Below are 10,629 nucleotides of genomic sequence, written 5' to 3' on the forward strand. Positions count from 1 at the left end.
ATGATGAACCCATTAATTATCAAACTCGGTGGTGTACTGCTGGACAGCGAAGAAGCGCTGGAGCGTCTGTTTACCGCGCTGGATAGCTATCGCGCATTGCATCAACGCCCGCTGGTGATTGTGCACGGCGGCGGCTGCGTGGTGGATGAGTTAATGAAAGGCCTGAACCTGCCGGTGAAAAAGAAAAATGGCCTGCGCGTCACGCCTGCAGATCAGATCGACATCATCACCGGTGCGCTGGCGGGAACGGCCAACAAAACCCTGCTGGCATGGGCGAAGAAACATAACATCGCCTCCGTGGGACTTTATCTGGGTGACGGCGACAGCGTCAAGGTGACCCAGTTTGACGAAGAGCTTGGCCACGTTGGCCTGGCGCAGCCGGGTTCGCCTGCGCTGATTAACACCCTGCTGGCAGGTGGTTTCCTGCCGGTTGTGAGCTCTATCGGCGTCACCGAAGAAGGGCTGCTGATGAACGTCAACGCTGACCAGGCGGCAACGGCTCTGGCGGCGACGCTGGGCGCGGACCTGATCCTGCTCTCTGATGTGAGTGGTATCCTGGACGGCAAAGGCCAGCGCATCGCGGAGATGACTGCCGAGAAAGCAGAGCAGCTGATCGCCCAGGGCATTATCACCGACGGGATGATCGTGAAAGTGAACGCGGCGCTGGATGCTGCCCGCACGCTTGGCCGCCCGGTGGATATCGCCTCCTGGCGTCACGCCGAACAGCTGCCGGCGCTGTTTAACGGCACGCCGATTGGCACGCGTATTCTGGCGTAAGATTTTTTCCCTCACCCTAACCCTCTCCCGGAGGGAGAGGGGATAAAAGAGGGCAACACTAACCGAATTTAAGGAAGCATGTTATGGCACTTTGGGGTGGGCGTTTTACACAGGCAGCAGATCAGCGGTTCAAACAGTTCAACGACTCTTTGCGCTTCGACTACCGCCTGGCCGAACAGGATATCGTCGGCTCGGTGGCCTGGTCCAAAGCGCTGGTGACCGTTGGCGTACTGACTGCTGATGAGCAACTGCAGCTGGAAGAGGCGCTGAACAATCTGCTGGAAGAGGTGCGCCTTAACCCGCTGCACATTCTCGAAAGCGATGCTGAAGATATTCACAGCTGGGTCGAAGGCAAGCTGATCGACAAAGTCGGCCAGTTGGGTAAAAAATTGCACACCGGCCGTAGCCGTAACGACCAGGTCGCCACCGATCTGAAGCTATGGTGTAAAGACACCGTGGTGGAACTGCTGGCCGCTAACCGTCAGCTGCAAAGCGCGCTGGTGGAAACCGCGCACAACAACCAGGATGCGGTGATGCCGGGTTATACCCACCTGCAGCGCGCGCAGCCAGTCACCTTTGCTCACTGGTCACTGGCCTACGTTGAGATGCTGGCGCGTGATGAAAGCCGTCTGCAGGATACGTTGAAACGCCTGGACGTCAGTCCGCTCGGCAGCGGCGCGCTGGCCGGTACGGCATATGAAATCGACCGCGAACAGCTGGCAGGCTGGCTGGGCTTTGCCTCCGCGACCCGCAACAGCCTCGACAGCGTCTCCGATCGCGACCACGTGCTGGAACTGCTCTCTAACGCCTCTATTGGCATGGTGCATCTGTCGCGCTTCGCCGAAGACCTGATTTTCTTCAACTCTGGTGAAGCCGGTTTTGTTGAGCTGTCCGATCGCGTGACCTCCGGTTCATCACTGATGCCGCAGAAGAAAAATCCGGATGCACTTGAGCTTATCCGCGGCAAGTGTGGTCGCGTGCAGGGTGCGCTCACCGGCATGATGATGACCCTTAAAGGTCTGCCGTTGGCCTACAACAAAGATATGCAGGAAGATAAAGAAGGGTTGTTTGACGCGCTCGACACCTGGCTGGATTGTCTGCATATGGCGGCGCTGGTGCTGGACGGCATTCAGGTAAAACGTCCGCGTTGTCAGGATGCGGCGCAGCAAGGATATGCCAACTCGACTGAACTGGCCGATTATCTGGTCGCCAAAGGCGTGCCGTTCCGTGAAGCGCACCATATTGTGGGTGAGGCGGTAGTTGAGGCAATTCGCCAGGGCAAACCGCTGGAAGATCTCCCGCTTAGCGACCTGCAGAAATTCAGCAGCGTGATTGGCGATGATGTGTATCCGATTCTCTCCCTGCAGTCGTGCCTGGATAAGCGTGCGGCCAAAGGTGGTGTGTCGCCGAAGCAGGTAGCGCAGGCGATTGCGGATGCGAAAAACCGTTTAGTATGACGGTGCAAATGCCGGGTGGTGCTTACGCTGACCCGGCCTACGAATAATGAGCCAGCCTTGCGCTGGCTTTTTTACGCAAAAAAAAGCGGACCACGGGGTCCGCAAAAGTTCACGTTGGCTTTAGTTGTTCGAGTTTTGAGAGAAACTCGTTTAAACGGGCAGGACTTCAAGGGTCAAACAGGTACCGCCTCGTCTATGTGGTGCATTATTCAACAGAACGCTTGATAGGGATAATCGTTCGTTGCTATGCTATCTATCGCCATGAACTATCGTGGCGACGGAGGATGAATAATGAATATTCGTGATCTTGAATACCTGGTAGCGTTAGCCGAACACCGTCATTTTCGGCGGGCGGCGGATTCCTGCCACGTGAGTCAGCCCACGCTGAGCGGTCAGATCCGCAAGCTGGAAGATGAACTTGGCGTGATGTTGCTCGAGCGCACCAGCCGTAAAGTACTGTTCACTCAGGCAGGTCTTCTGCTGGTGGATCAGGCGCGTACCGTGTTACGCGAGGTCAAAGTGCTCAAGGAAATGGCAAGCCAGCAGGGGGAAACCATGTCCGGTCCGCTGCATATTGGCCTGATCCCTACCGTTGGCCCATACTTGTTGCCGCAAATCATTCCCATGCTGCACCAGACCTTCCCGAAACTTGAAATGTACCTGCACGAAGCGCAAACCCATCAGCTGCTGGCCCAGCTCGACAGCGGCAAGCTCGACTGTGCGATCCTCGCGCTGGTTAAAGAGAGTGAAGCCTTTATCGAAGTGCCGCTGTTTGACGAGCCGATGATGCTGGCGATCTATGCCGATCACCCGTGGGCGAACCGCGATCGCGTGCCGATGGCCGATCTGGCGGGTGAAAAGCTGCTGATGCTGGAAGATGGTCACTGTCTGCGCGATCAGGCGATGGGCTTCTGCTTTGAAGCGGGTGCGGATGAAGATACGCACTTCCGCGCAACCAGCCTGGAAACGCTGCGTAACATGGTGGCGGCCGGAAGTGGGATTACATTACTGCCCGCGCTGTCGGTTCCGCCAGAGCGTAAACGCGACGGCGTGGTTTATTTGCCGTGCATCAAACCCGAACCGCGTCGTACGGTTGGGCTGGTCTATCGTCCGGGATCGCCGCTGCGCAGCCGCTATGAGCAGCTGGCAGAGGCCATTCGTAGTTCGATGAATGGCCGTTTCGACAGTACGTTAAAACAGGCGGTTTAAGCCGTTTAGCGCTGCTACCCGATAGGCTTCTGCCATGGTCGGGTAGTTAAAGGTGGTGTTAACGAAGTACTCAATGGTGTTACCGCCACCTTTTTGCTCCATGATGGCCTGGCCGATATGAATGATTTCCGCCGCGCGTTCACCGAAGCAGTGAATGCCGAGGATCTCTTTCGTCTCGCGATGGAACAATATCTTCAGCGTACCGACGCTCATCCCCACGATTTGCGCCCGCGCCAGGTGTTTAAACTGCGCACGACCCACCTCATACGGCACTTTCATCGACGTCAGCTGCTGTTCGGTTTTCCCCACTGAGCTGATTTCCGGAATGGTATAAATACCGGTCGGAATGTCCTCAATCAGATGGGCAGTCGCTTCACCTTTTACCAGCGCATGCGCCGCAATACGCCCTTGATCGTAAGCCGCAGAGGCCAGGCTTGGGTAACCAATTACGTCACCCACGGCATAGATATGCGGCAGGGCGGTCTGGTACATGCTGTTAACCTTTAACTGACCGCGGCTGTCAGTGGCAAGACCGATGTTCTCCAGCGCCAGCGAATCGGTGTTACCGGTTCGACCATTGGCGTACAGCAGGCAGTCGGCTTTCAGCTTTTTACCGGATTTCAGGTGCATGATGACGCCGTCATCGCAGCCTTCGATCTTCTCATACTCTTCATTGTGGCGAATCACCACGCCGCTGTTCCAGAAGTGGTAAGAGAGCGAATCTGACATCTCCTGATCGAGAAACGCCAGCAGACGATCGCGGGTGTTAATCAAATCAACTTTGACTTCCATTCCACGGAAAATCGACGCGTATTCGCAGCCGATCACCCCTGCACCGTAAATCAGCACATGGCGTGGCTCGTGATGCAGGCTCAGGATCGAGTCGCTGTCATAGACACGTGGATGGGAAAAGTCGACGTCATCGGGATGATACGGACGTGACCCGCAGGCGATAACGAATTTCTCGGCGGTAATCGTCTCGACGGAGCCGTCGTGGCACTCCAGCGCCAGGGTATGTTCATCAACAAAATGGGCGTTGCCCTGCAGAATTTCGCAGTGGTTGCGCTCATAAAATCCCTGACGCATCCGGGTTTGCTGATTAATGACGGTATCGGCATGGTTGAGGATGTCGGCAAAGGAAGAACGCAGAAGTCGGGAGTGATCGCTGTAAAGAGGATTTTGGTTGAATTCAATAATGCGGCTGACGGCGTGGCGGAGGGCTTTGGAAGGGATGGTGCCCCAGTGGGTGCAACCCCCGCCAACATTATGGTAGCGCTCAATGACCGCTACTCTGGCTCCTTGTTTAACCAGTCCCATAGCAGCGCCTTCGCCGCCGGGGCCGGAACCAATAACTATTGCATCGTAATCGTAGGAATGTGGCATGGTCAGGCTTACCTGTTCTTATACATAAAAGCAACAGAATAGTAACATCATCGCCGGGATAACCCAATTATCGTTGTGCTCTTTTCGCGTGGTGGAGCACAAACAACATGTAAACCGTCATTCTCAAAGCCTGGTAAACAGATTAAATTTATTCTCTGGTATAGTGCCAGCGGGCCTTTGGAAGGATTCAACTATCGTGATGGGCGTAAGAGCACAACAAAAAGAGAAAACCCGGCGTTCGCTGGTGGAAGCGGCATTCAGTCAACTGAGTGCTGAGCGAAGTTTTGCCAGTTTGAGTCTGCGTGAAGTCGCACGCGAAGCCGGGATCGCGCCTACCTCCTTCTACCGTCACTTTCGTGATGTAGATGAACTGGGTCTGACCATGGTGGATGAAAGCGGTCTGATGCTGCGCCAGCTGATGCGTCAGGCGCGCCAGCGGATCGCTAAAGGAGGAAGCGTGATCCGCACCTCTGTTTCCACTTTTATGGAGTTTATCGGCAATAATCCGAACGCATTTCGTTTATTGTTGCGTGAGCGTTCGGGAACATCGGCAGCGTTTCGTGCCGCCGTGGCGCGTGAGATTCAGCACTTCATTGCGGAACTTGCTGACTATCTTGAACTCGAAAACCATATGCCGCGCGCCTTCACTGAAGCGCAGGCCGAGGCGATGGTGACAATTGTCTTCAGTGCGGGCGCCGAAGCACTGGATGTAAGCGTTGAACAACGCAAGCAACTCGAAGAGCGACTGGTATTGCAACTGCGGATGATCTCCAAGGGCGCGTATTACTGGTATCGCCGCGAACAGGAAAAACTGGCGCATCAATCCGATGAGTGAAAGGTGAGTAATGAAACAGACAGGACAGGATAAAGGAACATTGTTGCTGGCATTGATCGCTGGCTTATCCATTAACGGAACCTTTGCAGCTGTTTTCAGTTCCATTGTGCCGTTTTCGGTTTTCCCGATGATTGCGCTGGTACTGACGGTGTACTGTCTGCATCAACGCTATTTGAATCGCACTATGCCGGTGGGTTTACCGGCGCTGTCGGCGGCCTTCTTTGTTCTGGGTGTCCTGCTGTACAGCACCGTGGTACGCGCTGAGTACCCGGATATGGGCTCTAACTTCTTCCCGGCGGTGCTGTCTGTCATTCTGGTGTTCTGGATTGGCTTCAAGATGCGTGACCGTAAGCACCAGCTGCCAGAATAAGGTTTTGTTTGCCGGTTAAGCGAAGCGCCATCCGGCAACCGAGTTTTATCGGGCTGTCAGCAGTACGCCGCACTCCATATGGTGCGTGTACGGGAACTGATCGAATAATGCCAGACGTTCAACCTTGTGCGTCTGGCTTAATGTTTCCAGGTTCTTGCATAACGTTTCCGGGTTGCAGGAGATATACAGAATACGCGGGTACGCCTGCACCATTTTCTCGGTTTCGCTGTCCAGCCCGCTGCGCGGAGGATCGACGAAAATCGTCTCACACTGGTAGCCCTTCAGATCAATACCCTGCAGACGGTTAAAATCACGCACACCGTTCATCGCCTGGGTAAACTCTTCCGCCGACATGCGGATAATCTGCACATTATCAATATGGTTCGCGGCGATGTTGTATTGCGCGGCTGCAACCGACGGTTTGGCAATTTCGGTTGCCAGCACGCGTTCGAAGTTACGCGCCAGCGCCAGCGAAAAGTTACCGTTACCGCAGTACAACTCCAGCAGATCGCCCGTTGAGCCTTCGGTCGCTTTCAGCGCCCACTCCAGCATCTGCACGTTCATCGCGGCGTTAGGCTGAGTAAAGCTGTTCTCAACCTGGCGATAAATCATCTCTTTACCGCCAACCGGCAGGCGCTCATCGACGAAATCCTGATCCAGCGCGATTTTGGTTTTGGTCGCGCGGCCAATCAGGTGCACGTTGATGTTCTGCGCGCGCAGGGCATCGCGCAGGGCTTCTGCCGCCTGGCGCCACTCATCATTCAGCGCTTTATGGTACAGCAGCGAGACAATGGCCTGATTGCTTTGGGTGGTCAGGTAGTCAATCTGGAACAGCTTATGGCGCAGCAGCGGATTATCGCGCACGCCATCCATCATCAGCGCCATTAACTGGTTAATCAGCTCGCTGGCGGCCGGGAAGGTATCGACGCGGATACGACTTTTGGTCTGCTGATCGAAAATGATGTGATACAGGTCGTCGCCATCGTGCCAGATACGGAACTCAGCGCGCATACGATAGTGGCTGACCGGTGAGCGGAACACCTCAGGCGCAGGCGCAGCAAAAGGCGTCATCATGCTTTGCAGACGGACCACTTTCTCTGCCAGCTGTGCGTCGTACTGTTCTGTCGGGAGGTGTTCGGGGGTCATGATGCTTCCTGATTGATGATGAATTACGCCGGGATTGTAGGGATTGTGCAGGGGATGTCCAGCCTTAATGGTTATCAGCAGTCTGGACATCTATACGTATCTAATTGTAGCATTATGTTTCCGGTCTCTTAGGAGTGAAGAGGGAATCCAGTGAAAATCTGGAGCTGACGCGCAGCGGTAAAGACTGGCGGGATGAGAGTTGTAGACACTGCTTAATATCCACAAAATCATTCAAGTTGCATCAAGGCGGCAAGCGAGTGAACCCCCAGGAGCATAGAAAACTATGTGACTGGGGTGAGCGAGTGCAGCCAACGCAGAGGCAGCTTGAAGGATGAAGTGGGCGGGAAGTCTTCATCCACAACACGCCACCTAGCCCGAAGACCTGCCGGTATCACGTCGCATTTGGTGTCATCATCGCGTGCTATAGATGAGGCCTGCGGCATCCTTCTTATATTGTGGATGCTTTAACAATGATTAAAAAAGTTTCGCTGATGACGGCGCTTTCCGTCACGGCATTTTCGGGCTGGGCGCAGGATGGCACAGACTCGTTGGTGGTGACAGCAAACCGCGTTGAACAACCTGCTAATACCGTTCTGGCACCGAACTCCGTGGTGACCCGGGAAGATATCGAACGCTGGCAGGCAAAAAGCGTCGTTGAGGTGATGTCTCGCCTACCCGGCGTTGATATCGCGCAAAGCGGTGGAATGGGCGCTAACTCCTCTACCTTTATTCGCGGTACCGAATCCCGCCACGTGCTGGTGTTGATTGACGGTATTCCACTGAATAACGCCGGTATCAGCAACTCCCCGGATCTCAGCCAAATCCCTGTTTCGCTTATTCAACGTATCGAATATATCCGTGGCCCACGTTCGGCGCTGTATGGTTCAGATGCGATTGGCGGCGTCATTAACATCATTACCGGTCGCGACAAGCCGGGCGCGGAGATTTCAGCTGGCGTCGGTTCTAAAGGCTATCAGACCTATGACGGCTCCTTCCAGCAGGTGCTCGATAAAACCAAAATCACGATGGGCGGTAACTATACCTACACGCGCGGTTTTGATATCGATGCCCAGGATGCCCCACGTCAGCCTGACCGCGATGGGTTTATGAGTAAGTCGCTGTTTGGTTCCATCGAACAGCAGATCACCGACAACCTGAGCGGCTTCGTGCGTGGTTTGGGTTATGACAACCGCACCGACTATGACGGTTATGAGCATTATGATGCCAACTTTATGGTCGATGGCATGCCAGATACGCGCCAGCTGTATAGCCAGAACTGGGATACCGGCCTGCGCTTTAACCAGGGCATTTATCAGTCACAGTTGGTGGCCGGGTATGGTCGCAGCAAAGACCAGAACTATGATCCTGCGAAAGGTCGCTATGCGTCGTCCGCCACGATGGATGATGTTAAGCAATATACTGCGCAGTGGCTGAACACCATCACGGTGGGTCACGGCAATATCGGGGCGGGTCTGGACTGGCAGAAGCAAAAAACCCAGGCGGGTACCGGCTATCTGGATAACGGTTACGATCAGCGCAATACAGGCGTGTTCCTGTCTGCTCTGCAGCAGTTTGATAGCGTCACGCTGGAAGCCGCAGCGCGTAACGATGATAACTCTAACTTTGGCAACCATAACACCTGGCAGACCAGCGCCGGATGGGAGTTCATTGACGGCTATCGGATCATCGGTTCCTACGGCACAGCCTTTAAAGCACCAACGATGAGTCAGATCCACAGTGCGAGTTATGGCAACCCGGATCTGAAACCGGAAGAGAGCAAGCAGTGGGAAGGCGGTTTTGAGGGGCTGACTGGCCCGGTGAACTGGCGTGTGTCAGGTTATCGTAACGATATCGACAATCTGATCAGCAGCGACCCGCGTACCTTCCGCTACTACAACGTCGATAAAGCGCGCATCAAAGGCATCGAAGCGACGGCACAGTTCGATACCGGTCTGGTAGGGCATCAGATCTCCTATGACTACGTGGATCCGCGTAATGCCAAAACAAACGAAGTGCTTGCCCGTCGTTCGAAGCAGCAGGTGAAATACCAGCTGGATATGCAGGTGTGGGACCTCGACTGGAACCTGGCGTACCGCTACCTGGGTACCCGTTATGACGTGTCGTACGATCCTAATACCTTTACTTCCGAGCGCGTGAAACTGGGCGGCGTAAGTTTGTGGGATCTCGCAGTTTCGTATCCGGTCACCTCACATCTTGTAGTTCGTGGTAAAATAGCCAACCTGTTCGATAAAGATTACGAGACAGTTTATGGCTACCAAACTGCAGGACGGGAATACACCTTGTCTGGCAGCTACACCTTCTGATCCACGTCCCACCGTGCTGGTGTTTGACTCCGGCGTCGGTGGGCTTTCGGTCTATGATGAGATTCGGCATCTCCTGCCGGATCTTCATTACATCTATGCTTTCGATAACGTCGCTTTTCCTTATGGGGAAAAGAGCGAAGCGTTTATTGTCGAGCGCGTCCTCGAGATCGTCACTGCCGTGCAGCAGCGTTATCCCCTCGCACTGGCGGTGATTGCCTGCAATACGGCGAGTACGGTTTCTCTCCCTGCATTACGCGAAAAATTCCCGTTCCCGGTTGTCGGTGTGGTTCCGGCGATTAAACCCGCTGCGCGCCTGACGGCAAACGGCGTGGTGGGATTACTGGCGACACGCGGTACGGTTAAGCGTCCTTATACGCGCGAATTGATTGAGCGCTTTGCCAATGAATGCAAGATTGCCATGTTAGGGTCTGCTGAGCTGGTTGAGATGGCCGAAGCGAAGCTGCACGGTCAAACGGTGTCGCTGGAAGAGTTGCGTCGCATCTTACGCCCGTGGTTGTTAATGAATGAACCACCTGACACGGTCGTACTGGGTTGCACTCACTTTCCTTTGCTGCAGGAAGAACTGCTTGCCGTCCTGCCGGAAGGAACCCGTCTGGTGGATTCCGGCGCCGCCATCGCTCGTCGCACAGCATGGTTGCTTGAGCATGAAGCGCCAGATGCAAAATCTGTTGATGCGAATATCGCGTATTGCATGGCGTTAACGCCCGAAACTGAGCAACTTTTACCCGTTTTACTGCGTTATGGCTTCGAAACGCTCGAAAAACTCGCGCTGGAGCACGGTTTTGAGCAAAAAAGAGACGGTTGAAAGTTTTTTTTAAATTTCCTCTTGTCACCGTCAGAGAACTCCCTATAATGCGCCTCCACTGACACGGAACAACGGATTACAAACCGCCGTGACAGCAGGCTTCAGAGATGAACGCCGACAGAGAAAAGCGAAAAATAATTGCTTGACTCTGAATGAGGAAAACGTAATATACGGGACCTCGCAACGGTGAGCTTAACGCCGCGTTGCACTGCTCTTTAACAATTTATCAGACAATCTGTGTGGGCACTCAAAGTGACATGGATTCTTAACGTCGCAAGACGAAAAATGAATACCAAGTCTCT

General features: G+C 54.4%; 9 protein-coding genes and 1 riboswitch. Of the genes, 7 read left to right on the forward strand and 2 right to left on the reverse strand.

What is annotated here, in order from left to right:
* From argB to oxyR, 3 genes are all read left to right on the forward strand, one after another.
* The gene (gene argB / locus M8014_RS05100) at positions 1-777 is read left to right on the forward strand and encodes an acetylglutamate kinase (protein ID WP_271281461.1); all 777 of its coding nucleotides are present in this window, start codon (positions 1-3) and stop codon (positions 775-777) included.
* A gap of 83 nt (positions 778-860) precedes the next feature.
* Positions 861-2,234, forward strand: coding sequence for an argininosuccinate lyase (argH, locus tag M8014_RS05105; protein WP_271281462.1), 1,374 nt, complete (start codon positions 861-863; stop codon positions 2,232-2,234).
* A 291-nt stretch (positions 2,235-2,525) separates the two neighbouring features.
* Positions 2,526-3,443, forward strand: a complete 918-nt coding sequence (oxyR, locus tag M8014_RS05110; protein ID WP_271281463.1) for a DNA-binding transcriptional regulator OxyR — start codon at positions 2,526-2,528, stop codon at positions 3,441-3,443.
* Here oxyR and sthA read toward each other — a convergent pair.
* Positions 3,426-4,826: a Si-specific NAD(P)(+) transhydrogenase gene (gene sthA / locus M8014_RS05115; protein WP_271281464.1), complete on the reverse strand. Its 1,401-nt coding sequence runs from the start codon at positions 4,824-4,826 to the stop codon at positions 3,426-3,428. The two genes, oxyR and sthA, sit on opposite strands and share 18 nt — an antisense overlap.
* 196 nt (positions 4,827-5,022) lie before the next feature.
* Here sthA and fabR point away from each other — a divergent pair, with 196 nt between their 5' ends.
* Both fabR and M8014_RS05125 read left to right on the forward strand, forming a co-directional pair.
* On the forward strand, positions 5,023-5,661 hold the full coding sequence (gene fabR / locus M8014_RS05120) for an HTH-type transcriptional repressor FabR (RefSeq protein ID WP_032615233.1): 639 nt from the start codon (positions 5,023-5,025) through the stop codon (positions 5,659-5,661).
* 10 nt (positions 5,662-5,671) lie between these two features.
* Positions 5,672-6,031 carry a YijD family membrane protein gene (locus M8014_RS05125; RefSeq protein ID WP_271266288.1) on the forward strand — a complete coding sequence of 120 codons (360 nt, stop codon included), beginning with the start codon at positions 5,672-5,674 and terminating at the stop codon, positions 6,029-6,031.
* Positions 6,032-6,076: 45 nt separating this feature from the next.
* Here M8014_RS05125 and trmA read toward each other — a convergent pair whose 3' ends face one another.
* Complete coding sequence (gene trmA, locus M8014_RS05130) at positions 6,077-7,177, reverse strand: tRNA (uridine(54)-C5)-methyltransferase TrmA (RefSeq protein ID WP_271281465.1); 1,101 nt, start codon at positions 7,175-7,177, stop codon at positions 6,077-6,079.
* A gap of 104 nt (positions 7,178-7,281) precedes the next feature.
* Positions 7,282-7,581, forward strand: a riboswitch (cobalamin riboswitch).
* 66 nt (positions 7,582-7,647) lie between these two features.
* Here trmA and btuB point away from each other — a divergent pair.
* Complete coding sequence (gene btuB, locus M8014_RS05135) at positions 7,648-9,501, forward strand: TonB-dependent vitamin B12 receptor BtuB (RefSeq protein WP_271281466.1); 1,854 nt, start codon at positions 7,648-7,650, stop codon at positions 9,499-9,501.
* Positions 9,446-10,327 (forward strand): glutamate racemase, encoded by an 882-nt coding sequence (gene murI, locus M8014_RS05140; RefSeq protein WP_271281467.1) that lies wholly within the window; start codon positions 9,446-9,448, stop codon positions 10,325-10,327. The genes btuB and murI overlap by 56 nt, the downstream gene beginning before the upstream one ends.
* Positions 10,328-10,629: the final 302 nt, after the last annotated feature.

Origin of the sequence: Silvania hatchlandensis (genome assembly GCF_025564065.1) — a bacterium.
Lineage (GTDB): Bacteria > Pseudomonadota > Gammaproteobacteria > Enterobacterales > Enterobacteriaceae > Enterobacter > Enterobacter hatchlandensis.

Coding starts and splice junctions, on each gene's coding strand:
- argH (WP_271281462.1), top strand. CDS start 861: ATGGCACTTTGGGGTGGGCGTTTTACACAGGCAGCAGATCAGCGGTTC.
- sthA (WP_271281464.1), bottom strand. CDS start 4,826: ATGCCACATTCCTACGATTACGATGCAATAGTTATTGGTTCCGGCCCC.
- argB (WP_271281461.1), top strand. CDS start 1: ATGATGAACCCATTAATTATCAAACTCGGTGGTGTACTGCTGGACAGC.
- oxyR (WP_271281463.1), top strand. CDS start 2,526: ATGAATATTCGTGATCTTGAATACCTGGTAGCGTTAGCCGAACACCGT.
- murI (WP_271281467.1), top strand. CDS start 9,446: ATGGCTACCAAACTGCAGGACGGGAATACACCTTGTCTGGCAGCTACA.
- M8014_RS05125 (WP_271266288.1), top strand. CDS start 5,672: ATGAAACAGACAGGACAGGATAAAGGAACATTGTTGCTGGCATTGATC.
- btuB (WP_271281466.1), top strand. CDS start 7,648: ATGATTAAAAAAGTTTCGCTGATGACGGCGCTTTCCGTCACGGCATTT.
- trmA (WP_271281465.1), bottom strand. CDS start 7,177: ATGACCCCCGAACACCTCCCGACAGAACAGTACGACGCACAGCTGGCA.